At 50.5% G+C, this 18,796-nt stretch carries 17 protein-coding genes; 16 read left to right on the forward strand and 1 reads right to left on the reverse strand.

Annotation, left to right across the window (positions count from 1 at the left end; translation table 11 throughout):
- Nucleotides 1–41: 41 nt before the first annotated feature.
- A complete protein-coding gene (gene csrD / locus AC5JPW_RS24385; protein WP_494243815.1) occupies nt 42–1,982 on the reverse strand; it encodes an RNase E specificity factor CsrD in 1,941 nt (646 codons plus the stop codon).
- A gap of 282 nt (nt 1,983–2,264) precedes the next feature.
- On the opposite strand from csrD, the gene msrP reads away from it, so the two are divergent.
- The 16 genes from msrP (at nt 2,265) to AC5JPW_RS24465 (ending at nt 18,683) form a co-directional block, all read left to right on the forward strand.
- A complete protein-coding gene (msrP, locus tag AC5JPW_RS24390) occupies nt 2,265–3,266 on the forward strand; it encodes a protein-methionine-sulfoxide reductase catalytic subunit MsrP (RefSeq protein WP_494243816.1) in 1,002 nt (333 codons plus the stop codon).
- Nucleotides 3,267–3,866: a protein-methionine-sulfoxide reductase heme-binding subunit MsrQ gene (gene msrQ, locus AC5JPW_RS24395; protein WP_494243817.1), complete on the forward strand. Its 600-nt coding sequence runs from the start codon at nt 3,267–3,269 to the stop codon at nt 3,864–3,866.
- 560 nt (nt 3,867–4,426) lie between these two features.
- On the forward strand, nt 4,427–4,897 hold the full coding sequence (gene accB / locus AC5JPW_RS24400) for an acetyl-CoA carboxylase biotin carboxyl carrier protein (protein WP_494243819.1): 471 nt from the start codon (nt 4,427–4,429) through the stop codon (nt 4,895–4,897).
- 10 nt (nt 4,898–4,907) lie between these two features.
- Nucleotides 4,908–6,257, forward strand: a complete 1,350-nt coding sequence (gene accC, locus AC5JPW_RS24405) for an acetyl-CoA carboxylase biotin carboxylase subunit (protein ID WP_494243821.1) — start codon at nt 4,908–4,910, stop codon at nt 6,255–6,257.
- A 108-nt stretch (nt 6,258–6,365) separates the two neighbouring features.
- The gene (locus AC5JPW_RS24410; protein WP_494243823.1) at nt 6,366–6,608 is read left to right on the forward strand and encodes a YhdT family protein; all 243 of its coding nucleotides are present in this window, start codon (nt 6,366–6,368) and stop codon (nt 6,606–6,608) included.
- Nucleotides 6,598–8,049 (forward strand): sodium/pantothenate symporter, encoded by a 1,452-nt coding sequence (gene panF / locus AC5JPW_RS24415; protein WP_494243825.1) that lies wholly within the window; start codon nt 6,598–6,600, stop codon nt 8,047–8,049. The genes AC5JPW_RS24410 and panF overlap by 11 nt, the downstream gene beginning before the upstream one ends.
- A gap of 10 nt (nt 8,050–8,059) precedes the next feature.
- The gene (gene prmA, locus AC5JPW_RS24420) at nt 8,060–8,941 is read left to right on the forward strand and encodes a 50S ribosomal protein L11 methyltransferase (protein WP_494243827.1); all 882 of its coding nucleotides are present in this window, start codon (nt 8,060–8,062) and stop codon (nt 8,939–8,941) included.
- A 356-nt stretch (nt 8,942–9,297) separates the two neighbouring features.
- The gene (gene dusB, locus AC5JPW_RS24425; RefSeq protein WP_494243828.1) at nt 9,298–10,263 is read left to right on the forward strand and encodes a tRNA dihydrouridine synthase DusB; all 966 of its coding nucleotides are present in this window, start codon (nt 9,298–9,300) and stop codon (nt 10,261–10,263) included.
- A 24-nt stretch (nt 10,264–10,287) separates the two neighbouring features.
- On the forward strand, nt 10,288–10,584 hold the full coding sequence (gene fis / locus AC5JPW_RS24430) for a DNA-binding transcriptional regulator Fis (protein WP_000462905.1): 297 nt from the start codon (nt 10,288–10,290) through the stop codon (nt 10,582–10,584).
- A 466-nt stretch (nt 10,585–11,050) separates the two neighbouring features.
- Entirely contained in the window at nt 11,051–11,215 is a 165-nt protein-coding gene (locus AC5JPW_RS24435; RefSeq protein WP_494243843.1) for a DUF2556 family protein, read from the forward strand.
- A 146-nt stretch (nt 11,216–11,361) separates the two neighbouring features.
- Nucleotides 11,362–13,440: a putative bifunctional diguanylate cyclase/phosphodiesterase gene (locus tag AC5JPW_RS24440; RefSeq protein ID WP_494243845.1), complete on the forward strand. Its 2,079-nt coding sequence runs from the start codon at nt 11,362–11,364 to the stop codon at nt 13,438–13,440.
- A 378-nt stretch (nt 13,441–13,818) separates the two neighbouring features.
- On the forward strand, nt 13,819–14,040 hold the full coding sequence (locus AC5JPW_RS24445; protein ID WP_494243847.1) for a hypothetical protein: 222 nt from the start codon (nt 13,819–13,821) through the stop codon (nt 14,038–14,040).
- A gap of 484 nt (nt 14,041–14,524) precedes the next feature.
- Nucleotides 14,525–15,550 (forward strand): amino acid ABC transporter substrate-binding protein, encoded by a 1,026-nt coding sequence (locus tag AC5JPW_RS24450; RefSeq protein ID WP_494243848.1) that lies wholly within the window; start codon nt 14,525–14,527, stop codon nt 15,548–15,550.
- A gap of 72 nt (nt 15,551–15,622) precedes the next feature.
- Nucleotides 15,623–16,804, forward strand: a complete 1,182-nt coding sequence (locus AC5JPW_RS24455; protein ID WP_494243850.1) for an amino acid ABC transporter permease — start codon at nt 15,623–15,625, stop codon at nt 16,802–16,804.
- Between the two features lie 9 nt (nt 16,805–16,813).
- Nucleotides 16,814–17,917, forward strand: a complete 1,104-nt coding sequence (locus AC5JPW_RS24460) for an amino acid ABC transporter permease (RefSeq protein WP_494243851.1) — start codon at nt 16,814–16,816, stop codon at nt 17,915–17,917.
- Between the two features lie 7 nt (nt 17,918–17,924).
- Nucleotides 17,925–18,683, forward strand: a complete 759-nt coding sequence (locus AC5JPW_RS24465; protein WP_437891403.1) for an amino acid ABC transporter ATP-binding protein — start codon at nt 17,925–17,927, stop codon at nt 18,681–18,683.
- Nucleotides 18,684–18,796: the final 113 nt, after the last annotated feature.

Genomic DNA, 18,796 nt, shown 5'->3' on the forward strand with positions numbered 1-18,796 from the left:
CAGCGCGCATTATTCTACGTGAAAACGGCTTAAACGGCAGTTCAAACCGAGTAACTTTGCGAATATTTTTTCACGCTGGTATCAAGGGGCTGAGAAGCAGCAATAAAATCGCCCTGGCCACCGGAAACACCACGTTCAATCAACGTCTGCCATTCACTACGCGCACGCACCCCAGTCGCAAAAACGCGCGTGCGCGTCCCTTTACATGCTTCGACAAGGCTTTGTACGAGTAACTGATTTTCCGTTCGTTTCTCAATATTTCTGACAAGTCCCGGATGCAGTTTTAACAATTCAACGTCCAGCGCTTTAATCCAACTGGTGCTCACTAACGTGAGCCCTGCCTGTGTGACGGCGATACGTGCGCCAAGTGCGTTAACTAATCGCACCACAGGCTGTAAGCGACCGATATGTTGACAAACATCGGCCTCAGCAAGTTCAAAAATAATCCGTTTTCGTTGAGATTTCTCGCATTGCATCAACGTATCACGCAGCCAGCGCTGAAAACGCGGGCGAATAAGCGACTCCACGGTAATTTGCATCGCGAGATTTTCTTCCGGCCATTGAGCCAGATAAGGAATAAGCCGACCAATCTGCAGGCGGTCATACTCCTCCGACAGCCCGAATTGAAGAATCATAGGCATGTATTCAGCAGAGATGACTTCTTGATCACCATCGTAAATCCGGCACATCAATTCGCGGTGGTGTACCTTACCCTCACGATTCACTGCTGGTTTCTGATAGACCCTCGGTCCGCCGCGGCTCAACATAGTCTCAATAAGCGTACGCCAGCGGACATTTCCACGACCTTGCTCAGGCAGAGAGTCGTCATAAACAGACCAATTATTCCCTCCCAGCAACGCCGCATTACGGGTCGCTGCTTCGGCGTGTTCCATGACCTGTTCCGTTGACTGCCCGCTGCGCCAGGCGCAAATACCAATGTGCATCATATCTTCCTGATCGAGCATCTTGCTCGGTGGAAGCCCATCAACTGCTTTTAAAATTTGTGCAGCAATACTCTCTGCCTCTTTTAATGTGCGATGCGGAAGTAGAACGGCAAAATCACTACGATGGTAACGGGCCAGCAGCGACCCCGGGTAACGCATAATAAAGGTAGAAAGCAGATTGATGAGCATGAACAAATGTTCTTCAACAACGCTCTTTCCCCAATTATCACGTAGCAACTCAAAATCAGGCAGGCGAATCATCATCACCACACCATGAGCGCCCACTTTTTCCTGATCTTCTAACAGCGTTGCCAGCTGGTTATCAAAAAAGAGACGGTTATTGAGACCCGTTTTGGTATCCTGGGCTGCGTAAGAACGGATCATCGTATCGATATGGCTCCGCTGATCGCTGGCAAATTGTATTTCCGCGAGCAGGACATCCAGTGCGCTGCTGGCACGGGATGGCCATTCGTAGATAGATCCCCGCGCCTTCGTCCCACGCTCCCCGTTCAAAATACGGGTAGAACGCAGTTCCAGCAGTTCCTGGCCGGAAAGCTGACGCCGTAACCACCTTACTGACAGGAAAATGATCAGAATCATAAAGCCGATTGCCAGCGTCAGCGGTACGGTCGTTACCAAAGAACGGAAGTAATTGGCCATCGGATCCTGGTACACCATGGTGATGACCATGCCAGGATTTTTGACAGAGGCAATCTGCAATTCCCGATACTGAAAATTGCTACCCGCCGGGCGATAGCTGCCCTTGCGCGTGTGCTGAAGTACTGTTTTATTCCCCTGACGAATCTCGATACCAACAATATCAATAGGCACCATCAGCTCATCAAGCTGGAATTTTAGCGCCGAGGGAGAGGTGAAAATCAGACGTGTATCGACGACAGCAGCCACCGACTCAACGCGGTTGGCAACCTTCGACTGGATCGCGTTGTAAAAGCTCAGTGAACTCCCCAACAGCGTGACGAACATCGCCAGGCCTGTCAGTAGGGTCACAAAAGCTGAAAATTTCGTCGTTAATCGCATCCTTGTGTTAACTCCGTAGTGTGAAAGAACGAGACGCGACTTACTCGCTATAAAATGAGTGAGTGCTAACTAGCAAATGAGCCAGGCATACTAGCAGGCTTGACGCTTCTGGCAATCAGTATTGCAATCGCCTATGCGAGTATAGCCCTCAGAAATATTTTGCCAATCATCACCAAAGCAATGACGTACAGATGGACACCCACCGACAAGTTTTCAATTTTTCGTGATAATCCTCCACACGTACTAACCCCGTGCTAAAAGTAATAAAAAGGGGGAAACACTATGCAAAAGAAAAAACTCACTGAAGCCGATGTCACTGCGGAATCCGTTTTCATGTTGCGACGCCGCCAGATCCTGAAAACGCTCGGGATCAGCGCTGCCGCACTCAGCCTTTCCCCTCGTGCGCACGCCGATCTGCTGGGTTGGTTTAAAGGCAATGACAGACCCAAAGCCCCATCCGGGCAACCTCTGGATTTCACCAAACCGTCAGAGTGGCAGAATTCGCTGACCTTAACCCCTGAAGACAAGGTGACGGGATACAACAATTTCTATGAGTTCGGCTTGGATAAGGCCGATCCGGCAGCCAATGCAGGTAGCCTGAAGACCACACCGTGGACGCTTAAAATTGAAGGTGAAGTTGCGAAGCCCTTAACCCTCGACCACGATGATTTAACCAAACGTTTCCCGCTTGAAGAGCGCATTTACCGCATGCGCTGCGTGGAAGCCTGGTCGATGGTCGTACCCTGGACAGGCTTCCCTCTGCATAAACTGCTGGCGCTGGCTGAACCCACCAGCAACGCAAAATATGTGGCTTTCCAGACGCTCTATGCCCCCGATGACATGCCAGGCCAAAAGGATCGTTTCATTGGCGGCGGGCTAGAATACCCGTACGTTGAGGGCCTACGTATAGATGAAGCGATGCATCCGCTGACGTTGCTGTCTGTTGGGGTCTACGGTAAAGCGCTGCCACCACAAAATGGTGCGCCGATTCGGCTGACCGTGCCCTGGAAGTATGGCTTTAAAGGCATAAAATCTATTGTCAGCATCAAACTGACCAGCAAGCGCCCTCCCACCACCTGGAATCTTGCTGCGCCTGACGAATACGGATTTTTTGCCAATGTGAACCCCCATGTTGACCATCCACGCTGGTCACAGGCCACGGAGCGCTTTATTGGTTCTGGTGGCGTGCTGGATGTGAAACGTCAGCCGACATTGTTGTTTAACGGCTATGCCGATGAGGTGGCTTCGTTGTATAGGGGCCTGGATCTAAGGGAGAACTTTTAATTGCGATTAACGGCGAAGCAAATTACCTGGCTTAAAGTCGCGCTGCATCTGGCGGGCTTTGTACCATTCGTTTGGCTGTTCTGGGCTGCCTCTCAGGGCTACTTCAGCGCAGACCCGGCGAAAGATATCCAGCATTTTACCGGCCGAATGGCGCTTAAGTTTCTGCTCGCCGGTTTACTGGTCACGCCGTTGGCACGCTATGCCCGTCAGCCGCTGTTGATCCGCACACGCCGTCTGCTTGGTTTATGGTGCTTCGCCTGGGCAACACTTCATCTCACAAGCTATGCCCTGCTCGAACTGGGTATCAACAATTTGGGGTTGTTAGCGCAAGAATTGACCACTCGACCTTATTTAATGCTCGGGATTGTAAGTTGGTTTGTCCTTTTTGCGCTTGCTGCCACCTCGACGCAATGGGCGCAACGAAAATTGGGTAAACGCTGGCAACAATTGCATAACTTCGTCTATCTGGTGGCGATCCTCGCCCCTATCCATTATCTGTGGTCCGTGAAAATTCTCTCGCCACAGCCCCTCCTCTACGCCGCTGTCGCGGTTGTCCTTTTAGCGTGGCGATACAAGAAGTTCCGCCAATGGTGGCGATAACGTGCGGTAATTGTGCAGTTTGCCTCAGTTCTTTTATCATTCACGGGGACAATTATAATAGCGGTTGATAATCTTCCCTGATAAGACCAGTATTTAGCTGCCAAATGCTACGAAATCGTTATAATGTGCGACTTTGGTTTTGCCGACAGGGTTTTTCGGACCCTGGATGAGTGACAACCAGGCAACGAAGGTATATTTTGTTTTTTACCTGACGTTTGCAGGAGATAGCAGCACGATGGCGGTTAAATTGCGAAGTTTGTTCCAATGCTACGCCCATTTAATTTCGTCAGGGGCACGCTGATACATGCGGCCTGTCGCAGAGTACGAATTCATCGACCGAATTCATCAGGTTAAAGACACTTTAGACGCTACCCTGATCAATCCGGCTGCACTTCGTATGCTCGCGTCGCAAAGCGTGAACTGTTGCGCCGTCATGCTTATCTCCCTATATCGCTGTGAGTGCCATCTCCGGATTCGGCACTGGCGGTTATTCATACGCGTTACAGACGGCGGTAAAACGCCTGTCACAATCAAACTAAACAAGAGTACGGAACCCACTCATGGATATTCGTAAGATTAAAAAACTGATCGAACTGGTTGAAGAATCAGGCATCGCTGAACTTGAAATTTCTGAAGGCGAAGAGTCTGTACGTATCAGCCGTGCACCGGTAGCTCCAGCTTATCCGATGATGCAACAGGCTTATGCGGCACCGGTTATGCAGCAGCCAGCTCCTGCACTTGCTGCCGCCGTCGCGCCAGCAGCGCCTGCAGCAGAGGCCGCACCAGCGCAAATCAGTGGTCACATCGTACGTTCCCCGATGGTCGGGACTTTCTACCGCACACCAAGCCCGGACGCGAAAGCGTTCTGCGAAGTGGGCCAGAAAGTCAATGTGGGCGACACGCTCTGCATCGTTGAAGCGATGAAAATGATGAACCAGATCGAAGCTGATAAAGCGGGTGTGGTAAAAGCCATCCTGATCGAAAGCGGTCAACCGGTTGAATTCGACGAGCCGCTGGTCATCATCGAATAACGAGGCGAAGATGCTGGATAAAATTGTCATCGCTAACCGTGGTGAGATTGCCCTGCGAATTTTGCGTGCCTGTAAAGAACTGGGCATCAAGACTGTCGCCGTGCACTCCACTGCGGACCGCGATTTAAAACACGTATTGCTGGCGGATGAGACGGTCTGTATTGGCCCGGCTCAGTCCGTAAAAAGCTATCTGAACATCCCGGCTATCATCAGTGCTGCTGAGATCACCGGGGCGGCGGCCATTCACCCGGGCTATGGTTTTCTCTCTGAGAATGCCAACTTTGCCGAGCAGGTTGAACAGTCTGGCTTCATCTTCATCGGTCCGAAAGCGGACACTATTCGCCTGATGGGCGACAAAGTGTCGGCGATCACCGCGATGAAACAGGCCGGCGTTCCAACTGTTCCGGGTTCTGACGGCCCGCTGACTGACGATATGGATCTTAACCGTGCCCATGCTAAACGTATTGGCTACCCGGTTATCATCAAAGCGTCCGGTGGTGGCGGTGGTCGCGGCATGCGCGTCGTGCGCGGCGATGCAGAACTGGCTCAGTCCATCTCCATGACCAAAGCGGAGGCCAAAGCGGCTTTCAACAACGACATGGTCTACATGGAGAAGTACCTGGAAAACCCACGCCACATCGAAATTCAGGTGCTGGCGGACGGTCAGGGTAACGCTATCTATCTGGCAGAGCGTGACTGCTCCATGCAGCGTCGTCACCAGAAAGTCGTTGAAGAAGCCCCCGCACCGGGTATTACCCCGGAACTGCGCAGCTTCATCGGCGATCGCTGCGCGAAAGCGTGTGTGGATATCGGCTACCGCGGTGCAGGTACCTTTGAGTTCCTGTTCGAAAACGGCGAGTTCTATTTCATCGAAATGAACACCCGTATTCAGGTTGAGCACCCGGTTACCGAGATGATAACCGGTGTGGACCTGATCAAAGAGCAGCTGCGCATTGCGGCGGGCCAGCCGCTGTCAATCAAGCAAGAAGACGTGGTGGTCAAAGGCCATGCGGTGGAATGCCGTATCAACGCCGAAGACCCGAATACCTTCCTGCCGAGCCCGGGTAAAATCACCCGTTTCCACGCGCCAGGCGGTTTTGGTGTGCGCTGGGAATCTCATATCTACGCCGGTTACACCGTACCGCCGTACTATGACTCAATGATTGGTAAGCTGATTTGCTTTGGCGAAACCCGTGAAGTGGCCATTGCCCGCATGAAGAACGCCCTGCAGGAACTGATCATCGACGGTATCAAAACCAACGTTGATCTGCAGACGCGTATCATGAACGACGAGAAATTCCAGGTGGGTGGCACGAACATCCATTACCTGGAGAAAAAACTCGGTCTGCACGAGAAGTAAGCCCGCTTTTAGCGCTAAAAGGCCGGATATTCCGGCCTTTTTTATTTCTGGGGATTGCCAGACCCCATAAGGTACAATCCCCGCTTTCTTCATCCACAAGGGACACATATGGACACGCGTTTTGTTCAGGCCCATAAAGAGGCGCGCTGGGCGCTGTGGCTGACCCTTTTCTATCTCGCCGCTTGGTTAGTGACTGCTTACTTACCTGATTCCGCACAAGGTATCACCGGCTTGCCGCACTGGTTTGAGATGGCCTGCCTGCTGATGCCACTGGTATTTATTCTGTTGTGCTGGGCAATGGTGCGCTTTGTCTTCCGCGATATTCCCCTGGAGGACAGTGATGCATCCTGAAGTCATCATCCCGCTTATTGCCTACATGCTGATTGTGTTTGGCCTGTCGGTCTATGCAATGCGCCAACGTAAAGCGGGCACTTTCCTGACCGAGTATTTCCTGGGTAGCCGTTCGATGGGTGGCATGGTCCTCGCAATGACCCTGACAACCTCTTATATTAGCGCCAGCTCCTTTATCGGTGGGCCTGGAGCCGCTTATAAATACGGGCTCGGTTGGGTTCTACTGGCGATGATCCAGGTGCCTACCATCTGGCTATCGCTGGGTGTGCTGGGTAAAAAGTTCGCCATTCTCGCCCGTCGGTACAACGCCATCACGCTCAACGATATGCTGCTGGCACGCTACCAGAGCCGTTTGCTGGTATGGGTGGCAAGCATTAGCCTGCTGGTCGCATTTATCGGCGCGATTGCCGTACAGTTTATCGGTGGCGCACGCCTGCTGGAGACAGCCGCAGGTATTAAATATGAATCTGGCCTACTCATTTTTGGCATCAGTATTGCGCTCTATACCGCCTTCGGCGGTTTTCGTGCCAGCGTGTTAAACGACACGATGCAGGGCATGGTGATGCTGATTGGCACCATCGTGCTGTTAGTCGGCGTTGTCTATGCCGCAGGTGGTCTGCATAGCGCAGTGGAGAAATTGCAGCACATCGACCCGCAGCTGGTTTCCCCTCAGGGCGGTGATGGCATTCTGACCCCCGCCTTTATGACATCATTCTGGGTACTGGTGTGCTTCGGGGTTATCGGCCTTCCCCACACCGCCGTTCGTTGCATCTCCTATAAAGACAGCAAAGCCGTCCACCGTGGCATCATTATTGGCACCATTGTGGTGACCATCCTGATGCTGGGTATGCACCTCGCAGGTGCGCTGGGTCGTGCGGTTCTGCCAGACCTTAAAGTTCCGGATCTGGTCATACCTACATTAATGGTTCAAGTACTGCCGCCGCTGGCCGCCGGGATCTTTTTAGCGGCTCCGATGGCCGCGATTATGTCTAACGTCAATGCGCATCTTTTGCAGGCATCCGCTACGATCATTAAGGATCTCTGGCTCAACTCCCGTCCCGAACAGATCCATAATGAACAACGCCTGAAACGCATTTCCATGGCGATCACCCTGGTTCTTGGGATTTTCATGATGCTGGCTGCATGGCATCCGCCAGAGATGATCATCTGGCTGAATCTACTGGCCTTTGGCGGTCTCGAAGCCGTCTTCCTGTGGCCGCTGGTGTTGGGATTGTACTGGGAACGAGCCAATGCAATGGGTGCGTTGAGCAGTATGTTCGCAGGCGGCATTTTGTATGCTGTTCTGGCGACCTGGAACGTGCACTATCTCGGGCTGCACCCTATCGTGCCGTCTCTTATTTTAAGTTTGTTGGCTTTCCTCGTCGGTAACCGTTTTGGTCGACCGGTCGAACAAGCCAACGTCATTTCTGTGAACCAATAAAGAGTTTCTTATGCCGTGGATCCAATTGAAGTTAAATACGACTGGCGCAAATGCCGAAGAACTGAGCGATGCGTTAATGGAAGCAGGTTCCGTTTCGATTACCTTCCAGGACACACACGACACACCGGTGTTTGAGCCGCTGCCAGGAGAAACGCGTCTGTGGGGCGATACCGATGTTATCGGCCTGTTTGATGCCGAAACCGACATGCGTGAAGTCGTTGCCATCCTTGAACAACATCCCTTACTGGGCGCGGGTTTCGTGCATAAGGTAGAACAGATCGAGGATAAGGACTGGGAGCGCGAGTGGATGGAAAACTTCCACCCGATGCAATTTGGTAAGCGTCTGTGGATCTGCCCAAGCTGGCGCGATGTGCCGGATGAAAATGCCGTGAATGTGATGCTTGATCCTGGCCTGGCCTTCGGTACTGGCACGCATCCAACGACATCCCTCTGCCTGCAATGGCTGGACGGGCTTGATTTGGCAGGTAAGACGGTAATCGATTTTGGCTGTGGCTCCGGAATTCTTGCGATTGCAGCCCTGAAACTGGGTGCCGCTAAAGCTATTGGTATTGATATCGACCCTCAGGCCATTCAGGCAAGCCGTGACAATGCCGAGCGTAATGGCGTTTCCGATCGTCTGGAGCTGTACCTGCCGCAGGACCAGCCAGAAGCGATGCAAGCTGATGTCGTGGTCGCGAATATCCTTGCGGGCCCGTTACGCGAACTGGCTCCGTTAATTAGCGTGCTGCCTGTCTCAGGTGGCCTGTTAGGGCTCTCCGGCATCCTTGCCAGTCAGGCCGAAGGGGTTTGCGACGCATACCGCGACAATTTCGCACTCGATGCAGTCGTTGAGAAAGAAGAGTGGTGTCGGATTACAGGCAAAAAAAAGTAATAAATCACGCGCTGCGGTACCTGTGATTTATTCGCCACGATAATTCTTTGGAAGGTGAAATTGAGAGAATGATCTCATTTTCACCTTCTTTTTTGTCTATTAAAACAGCAAATTATCCCGTTACTCATCGTCAGAACGAAGAAAAAATGCGAAGTTTGAGGAAATTATATTTGTTCATAATTTATCCTCACATCTCTAACCAAATGATTTTTAATAACTTATAATTTTCACTGTTCACTTTGGCAGTGATTCATTGATCTGCGACAGTGGATTGCTCAAAGTTTGGCCTTTCATCTCGTGCGAAAAATGCGTAAGATACGCCGCCTTGCAGTCACAGTATGGTCATTTCTTAACTCATGCGCATCGGACAACACCAGCTCAGAAATCGCCTGATCGCAGCGCCCATGGCTGGCATTACTGACAGACCATTTCGGACGTTGTGCTACGAGATGGGAGCAGGTTTAACCGTATCCGAGATGATGTCTTCTAACCCACAAGTGTGGGAAAGCGACAAATCCCGCCTACGGATGGTGCATGTAGATGAGCCAGGTATTCGCACCGTGCAAATTGCAGGGAGCGATCCGGATGAGATGGCGGATGCCGCCCGCATTAATGTGGAAAGCGGTGCCCAGATTATTGATATCAATATGGGCTGTCCGGCTAAGAAAGTGAATCGCAAGCTTGCAGGCTCAGCCCTGCTGCAACACCCGGATCTGGTGAAGTCTATCCTGACCAGTGTGGTAAATGCAGTGGATGTGCCCGTTACGCTCAAGATTCGCACTGGCTGGGCTCCGGAACACCGTAACTGCGTAGAGATTGCCCAACTGGCTGAAGACTGTGGCATTCAGGCTCTGACCATTCATGGACGCACCCGCGCCTGTTTGTTCAATGGAGACGCTGAGTACGACAGCATTCGGGCAGTTAAGCAGAAAGTTTCCATTCCCGTTATCGCGAATGGTGACATTACTGACCCGCTTAAAGCCAGAGCTGTACTCGACTATACGGGGGCTGATGCCCTGATGATAGGCCGTGCAGCTCAGGGAAGACCCTGGATCTTTCGGGAAATCCAGCATTATCTGGACACTGGAGAGCTGCTTGCTCCGCTGCCTTTGGCAGAAGTAAAGCGCTTGCTCTGTGCGCACGTTCGGGAGTTGCATGACTTTTACGGACAGGCAAAAGGTTACCGAATTGCGCGCAAACACGTCTCCTGGTATCTCCAGGAGCATGCTCCAAATGACCAGTTTCGGCGCACATTCAACGCCCTTGAGGACGCCAGCGAACAGCTGGAGGCGTTGGAGGCATACTTCGAAAATTTTGCGTAAACAGAAATAAAGAGCTGACAGAACATGTTCGAACAACGCGTAAATTCTGACGTACTGACCGTTTCTACCGTTAACTCTCAGGATCAGGTAACCCAAAAACCCCTGCGTGACTCGGTTAAACAGGCACTGAAGAACTATTTTGCTCAACTGAATGGTCAAGATGTGAATGACCTGTATGAGCTGGTACTGGCTGAGGTAGAACAGCCTCTGTTGGACATGGTGATGCAATACACCCGTGGTAATCAGACCCGCGCTGCCCTGATGATGGGTATCAACCGTGGTACGCTGCGTAAGAAACTGAAAAAATACGGCATGAACTGATACTAATCAGTTAAATGTTTGTTTAAAAAGGCGCTACTCGGCATGGGATAGCGCCTTTTTTATTGCACCGACTCCTGCACTCTCATTTCTCGCCTTCCTGAACAAACCGGGAAAAAATAAAAGTATCATCAATCTACGGGTAAAAGCCCATAGTTGAGGGTCAGAGCATATATATAGTCGCCAGGCACGTAAATAACAGCGAATACAGAAAGAACAGATGAAGAAAAAATAATCTAAATGGATGAATTTAATAAATAAATCCTGCTGACGCTTTATGGGAAAAATTTAACTTTAGGGCAGCATTAAGACGTTGCCTAAGCCAGCAAACAAAAGAATTCATCCTCGTCTGATAGCGCAATCTGTTTATTACCAGGCCCACCGCGAAAAACTTATCTTTCCTCATCTTTTCCCATCAGGGATTTCGTGTATATTCGCAACGGATAAATGCGAGATAAGGATATGCGGAATGATTAGAAAGTACTTCTGGCTGGTAGTTTTTGCCCTGTCAGTCCTGTTACTGGACACATTGCTTATGCAATGGGTCGAGTTCCTGACGACAGAGGTCGATAAGTGCCGCAATATGAATTCCGTCAATCCACTTAAACTGGTGAACTGTACCGAGCTCGACTGATATGTGCTTCAAGGTGCACTGTCTCCTGCGTGCTCAGGGATATAAACCTGGTTAAATCATCCCCTCTGGATGATCGTGTCTCAGCCCTTTTCGCCCAAACAAATGTAGTTAGCGTAATGCTTTTTTGTGAATGAGTTGATGACATCATGCTGGTTAGCCAATACGACCAAATCCTTGTTGTTGTTTCTTTTATTGTTGCCATTCTGGCTTCTTATACTGCTTTAAATATGGCTGGCCGGGTCTCCACCAGCACCGGTTGCTCAGCATGGGTCTGGCTTAGTGGTGGTGGCGTGGCGATGGGCATTGGCATTTGGGCCATGCACTTCATCGGTATGCTGGCCATGGATATCTCCATGCACCTTCGCTATGACCCGCTGCTTACAGCGTTATCCATGGTCATTGCGATTGCGTCCTCACTGTTTGCGCTATGGCTGGTCAGTGGCGCTGAATTGACGATGTATCGTTTATTGCCCGGCTCCTTCGTCATGGGGATGGGCATCGTCGCCATGCATTACACCGGGATGGCTGCGTTACAGGTTACGCCAGCTATTGTCTGGGATATGACCTGGATTATCGTTTCAATCCTCATCGCGCTGCTGTCTTCGTTTGCCGCATTGTGGCTCACTTTTCGTTTGCGCTACGAAGCTGCTCAGGTCGCGCTTATGCGCTTTGGCGCCGCCATTCTGATGGGGCTTGCGATTGCCGGCATGCACTACAGTGGCATGATGGCGGCACAATTCCCGAATGAAGACCCGATGGGCCACCATGGCGTAAACGGCAACTGGCTGGCTGTACTGGTTAGCGTGGTCGCCTTTTCTATCCTCGGGATTACGTTGCTGGTATCCATGCTTGATGCCCGACTCCAGGCCCGTACGTCACAGCTGGCCTCTTCTCTTGCTGAAGCTAACCGTGAACTCGCACAGCTTGCGCTTCATGACACTCTGACACGGCTTCCCAACCGCGTGTTACTGGAAGACCGTCTGGACCAGGCAATCAACAAAGCTCGTCGCGAAGGTAATTTCTTTGCGCTGATGTTTATGGATCTGGACGGCTTCAAAACAGTCAATGACGCATATGGACATGACGTTGGCGACAAATTGCTTATAGCCGTATCCGAACGGCTTAAACAGCAGCTTAAGGGCCAGTACACGCTGGCACGTATGGGGGGGGATGAATTTGTCTTACTCACCGAAGTAAATGCCCCTGATGAAGCCGCGACGCTCGCAGGATCCCTGGTTCGCGTGATTGATAAGCCCTTTAATATCGATCCCTACGACATGATGGTGACCCTGAGCGTAGGCATTGCGCTGTACCCTCACGACGGTAAGAACGAGCGTGAACTGATGTTCAATGCCGATGCAGCGATGTACCACACCAAACATATGGGGCGGAACGGCTACCATTTCTTCCAGCCATCAATGAACACCCTTGCTCAGACACAGCTTCAGCTGATGAACGATCTGTGGCTGGCAACCGAACGCAAAGAATTCCGTCTGGTGTATCAGCCAAAATTTCAGGCCCCGGCAGGCCCAATTATTGGCTTTGAAGCACTCCTTCGCTGGCAGCATCCCAAACGGGGTCTGCTCGCACCCGATGCTTTCCTGCCGCTGGCCGAGAAAACAGGTCTGATTGTCCCCTTGGGTAACTGGGTTATTGATGAAGCGTGCAGACAACTGAGTGAATGGCGTGGACAGGGAAACACTGACTGGTCCGTGGCTGTGAACTTATCCACGCTCCAGTTCGAGCAACCCTCGCTTGTGCAGACCATTATGGACAGTCTTAGCAAGCATGACGTTCCTCCGGAGACCTTGATTCTGGAAGTCACGGAAACCACCGCAATGACGAACCCGGATGAGAGCGTCCGTGTACTGACTTTGCTGACAGAAGCTGGCGTACAAGCATCCATTGATGACTTTGGTACCGGTTATTCCAGTCTGCTTTACCTTAAGCGATTACCAGCATGTGAACTGAAAATTGACCGTGCTTTTGTTCGTGAACTCAGCAGCGAAGGGGATGATGCAACGATTGTTTCCGCCATTGTGGCTCTGGCAAAGACACTGAATTTAAAAATTGTCGCTGAAGGCGTTGAAACGGCGGAACAGCAAGCTTTCCTGACAGAGTTGGGTTGCAATACGCTGCAGGGTTACTTACTGGGAAGACCAGTGTCGGCAGACATAATCAGTGCGAATGGAAATACACTGTGTACGCCGCAAGGTACTGTTTAAAAAATACCATTAAATTTAGATTAAATAATTAACATTCACTTCCTAATTCTCTAAATGCACATTACAGTGTATTTAGAGCGTTAGGGAATCCCCCCTTTATACTTTCCTTATCTAAATCAATACATCAGAATATTACCTTCCACTCTATTCTTGAATATTTTGTCACAGTACTGTATTTCATTTTTATTTTCTCACCCTCATATTTTCTACACGATTTTGTTCATTGCCGACATGTCCTCCACGATATTTACAATGCTCATACTTTGTGATTATTGAATGGAAGTATTCCCATACCCACGAATGATAAAATAAGGCTTCGATCCTGGGCTGGTATCGTTTTATTTGATGCCGGGAATCGCGATTATTAGAGGTAACATAATGAAAAGACTCATTTCCGTTGCGCTGCTGACCACTTTTCTGGCAGGCTGCGCCCACGACTCACCCTGCGTACCCACTTACGATGATCAAGGTCGCCTGGTGCATACCAATACCTGCATGAAAGGGACAACTCAGGACAACTGGGAAACTGCAGGCGCTATCGCAGGTGGAGCAGCAGCACTGGCTGGTCTCACGCTGGGTATTGTTGCGTTAACAAAATAGTTTAAATCTTTCATGCAAAGCGCAAAGTCACCGCGCTTTGCTTTATTTCGGTGCAGTTAAGATTACGAGCGTAAATTTTTAGCCTCACAAAAGAGCAAATCCCACGTTGCTATCTTTTTCTCCTCATTCCGTAACGCCAATTTTTCAATCTTCGCTCTTCTTCTCGTGATGCATTTCACAAAGTGAATCGATCCTCTCCTCTGCTTATATTAACCCTGGAAACTTGTTTTTCAGCACAATCCCCTGAAGGAAAGTTTTTTGCTCTGTTTTGTGGCGCAGGTTGAAGTTTTGCACCACGCCGGGGCGTTGAGTTTATTTTTTCCTGTCTACACTCTCAATATTACGCCTGTGGAGTCACATATTTCCGCATTCGTAAAACTGGCACTACCTTTGCTTTAAAGAGTATGGCCAAAGCCACAGACAGGTTTCAGGCGTTTCACGGACGCCTCATATAACGATAATTTTTCGCCACACAGGATGCATTATGAAAAAGATGATGATTGCCAGCCTGGCCGCTGCCGGAGCGCTGTTTGCTGTTGTAAATCAGGCGCATGCGGGAGCAACTCTGGATGCCGTTAAAAAGAAAGGCTTCGTACAATGCGGTATCAGCGACGGTCTGCCTGGCTTCTCTTATGCGGACGCAAACGGCAAATTCACTGGTATTGACGTGGACGTTTGCCGCGGCGTTGCAGCTGCCGTGTTCGGTGATGACTCCAAAGTAAAATATACCCCACTGACTGCAAAAGAGCGTTTCACTGCTCTGCAGTCAGGTGAAGTTGATGTGCTTTCACGTAATACCACCTGGACCTCTTCACGTGATGCCGGGATGGGCATGTCCTTCACTGGCGTGACTTACTACGACGGTATCGGCTTCCTGACGCACAACAAAGCGGGTCTGAAAAGCGCAAAAGAGCTGGATGGTGCAACCGTATGTATTCAGGCCGGTACGGATACTGAGTTGAACGTGGCGGATTACTTCAAATCCAACAACATGAAATACACACCGGTCACCTTTGACCGTTCTGATGAGTCGGCTAAAGCCCTGGAATCCGGTCGTTGCGACACACTGGCTTCCGACCAATCTCAGCTCTATGCGCTGCGTATCAAGCTGAGCAACCAGGCCGAGTGGATCGTGCTGCCAGAAGTTATCTCTAAAGAACCTTTGGGTCCTGTTGTTCGCCGTGGTGACGATGAGTGGTTCTCTGTGGTGCGCTGGACCTTGTTCGCTATGCTGAATGCCGAAGAAATGGGAATTAATTCCAAAAACGTCGACGAAAAAGCAGCAAACCCTGCGACCCCAGATATGGCTCACCTACTGGGCAAAGAAGGTGATTTCGGTAAGGACCTGAAACTTGATAACAAGTGGGCTTACAACATCATCAAGAAAGTCGGCAACTACTCAGAAATTTTCGAACGCAACGTGGGTTCTGAAAGTGCACTGAAAATTAAACGTGGCCAGAACAACCTCTGGAACAACGGCGGCATTCAGTACGCTCCCCCAGTACGTTAATACGTAGGTGTTGTAACGGGTGCCACCTCAGTGTGGCGCCCAGCCCAGAGTCATGGTTACCGAGGTTTTCCTATGTCCCAACGCCGCCCAACCGTTAAAGGATCGCTCTCCTTTTCTAACCCAGCGGTTCGTGCCTGGCTGTTTCAAATCATCGCAATCATTGCTGTTATTGGTATTGCGATCTATTTGATACATAACACCGTTACTAACCTGAACAATCGCGGCATTACGTCCGGTTTTGGCTTTCTTGACCGTGCAGCCGGATTTGGCATTGTTCAGCATCTTATTGATTACGAACAGGGTGATACCTACGGCCGGGTGTTCTTTGTCGGTTTGCTCAATACGCTACTGGTCTCAGCATTGTGTATTGTTTTTGCCTCCTTTATTGGATTTTTCCTTGGACTGGCTCGCCTGTCTGACAACTGGCTGTTACGTAAACTCTCGACCATTTATATCGAGACATTCCGTAATATTCCACCGTTACTGCAAATCTTCTTTTGGTACTTTGCTGTATTGCGGAACCTGCCCGGTCCGCGCCAGGCAGTCAGTGCCATGGATTTGGTCTTTGTCAGTAATCGAGGTCTGTACATTCCCTCACCACAGATAGGTGAAGGTTTGCTGGCGTTTGTGGGGGCGGTAGTGGTCGCAATAGCGATCATCATTGGGCTCTACCGTTTCAATAAAACGCACCAAATAAAAACGGGGCAATTACGCCGCACGTGGCCAATCGCGCTGGCTCTGTTGATCATACTTCCCTTGATGGCACATTGGGTGTTCGGTGCCGCAATACACTGGGAAGTGCCGCAATTACGCGGTTTTAACTTCCAGGGTGGGCTGGTTTTGATTCCGGAGCTGGCGGCACTGACCATCGCTCTTTCCGTCTATACCTCTGCATTTATTGCTGAAATCATTCGCGCCGGTATCCAGTCAGTACCTTATGGCCAGCATGAAGCAGCACGATCGCTGGGTATACCTAATCCGGTTACGTTGCGTCAGGTCATCATTCCACAGGCGCTGCGCGTCATTATTCCACCACTGACCAGTCAGTATCTGAACATTGCGAAAAACTCCTCACTTGCTGCGGCTATTGGTTACCCGGATATGGTTTCCCTGTTTGCGGGGACTGTCCTTAACCAGACAGGGCAAGCGATTGAGACTATCGCGATCACGATGTCTGTTTATCTGATTATCAGTCTGGCTATTTCATTGCTCATGAACATCTATAACCGTCGTATCGCTTTGATTGAGCGCTAAGGAACTCTGATGACAAAAGCTATTCTGTCTCACTCTACGCGCCAGAAAAGGACGACCAGCAGTGGAGCAATTCTGTGGGCAAAGAAAAATCTCTTCTCCAGTTGGACAAACTCTCTGCTGACACTGTTCTCAATCTGGTTAATGTGGGAGCTCATACCCCCCTTGCTAAACTGGGCATTCTTTCAGGCAAACTGGATAGGATCGACACGTGCAGAGTGTACGAAAGCAGGAGCGTGCTGGGTGTTTGTCCATGAACGTTTTGGCCAGTTCATGTATGGCCTTTACCCGCATGAGCAACGCTGGCGCATTAACCTCGCGCTGATAATCGGCTTGCTTTCCATCGCACCAATGTTTTGGAAATCACTGCCCGCGCGTGGTCGTTACATTGCCTGCTGGGCCGTCGTTTACCCGATTATCGTATGGTGGTTGATGTTCGGCGGTTTTCTCGGCCTAGATCGCGTTGAAACTCGCCAGTGGGGCGGCTTAACACTGACGCTTATTATCGCATCAGTCGGGATCGCCGGGGCCCTGCCTCTGGGTATTTTGCTGGCACTCGGCCGTCGCTCAACGATGCCTGTCGTCCGCATTCTCTCTGTTGTCTTTATTGAATTCTGGCGTGGTGTACCGCTGATTACCGTGCTGTTTATGTCATCAGTGATGTTGCCGTTATTTATGTCCGAAGGTACCAGCATCGATAAGCTTATCCGTGCACTGGTCGGGGTGATTTTATTCCAGTCAGCATATGTAGCGGAGGTCGTTCGAGGGGGTCTTCAGGCCTTACCAAAAGGCCAGTACGAAGCAGCAGAATCACTGGCGCTAGGCTACTGGAAAACGCAGGGATTAGTCATTTTGCCACAGGCTCTGAAGTTGGTTATTCCAGGACTGGTCAACACCATCATCGCCTTATTCAAAGATACCAGCCTGGTGATCATCATTGGTCTGTTCGACCTGTTTAGCAGTGTACAGCAGGCTACGGTCGATCCTGCCTGGCTTGGCATGTCTACCGAAGGCTATGTCTTTGCCGCATTAGTTTACTGGATTTTCTGTTTTAGCATGTCGCGCTACAGCCAGCATCTGGAGAAGCGCTTTAACACCGGGCGTTCAGCGCATTGAGGAACTTATGAGTCAAATTACTATGCAACCTGCCGACGCGATGATTACGCTCGAAGATGTGAATAAGTGGTACGGGCAGTTCCACGTTCTCAAAGATATCAATTTGAAGGTGAAACAAGGTGAGCGCATCGTTCTGTGCGGCCCTTCAGGCTCAGGCAAATCGACAACCATTCGCTGTATTAATCATCTTGAAGAACATCAGCAAGGCAGAATTGTTGTGGATGGCATCGAGTTAAACGAAGATATCCGCAACATTGAGAAAGTTCGTCAGGAAGTCGGGATGGTGTTCCAACACTTCAATCTCTTCCCGCATTTAACCGTATTGCAAAACTGCACATTGGCTCCGATTTGGGTGCGCAAAATGCCCAAGAAAGAAGCCGAAGCCCTGGCTATGCACTACCTTGAGCGCGTCCGGATTGCCGAACATGCGCATAAGTTCCCGGGCCAGATTTCTGGTGGTCAGCAGCAGCGTGTTGCCATTGCTCGTTCGCTCTGCATGAAACCAAAAATCATGCTGTTCGATGAACCAACGTCAGCTCTTGATCCGGAGATGGTTAAAGAGGTACTGGATACGATGATTGGCCTGGCTGAGTCAGGTATGACGATGCTTTGCGTGACGCATGAAATGGGCTTTGCCCGTACGGTTGCCGATCGCGTGATCTTTATGGATCGTGGCGAAATAGTAGAGCAAGCCCCACCTCAAGAGTTCTTTGCTCACCCGAAATCGGAGCGCACTCGCGCTTTCCTGTCCCAGGTCATCCACTAATCCTAACTCGCCCGGCGACAATTCGTTGCCGGGCAGCGTCATGATGCTCACCTGATACTGCTCATAATATTCAGTTTATTCTCTCATCGACATAATGAGTCCTGATTACTATC

Source organism: Phytobacter sp., from assembly GCF_059074235.1.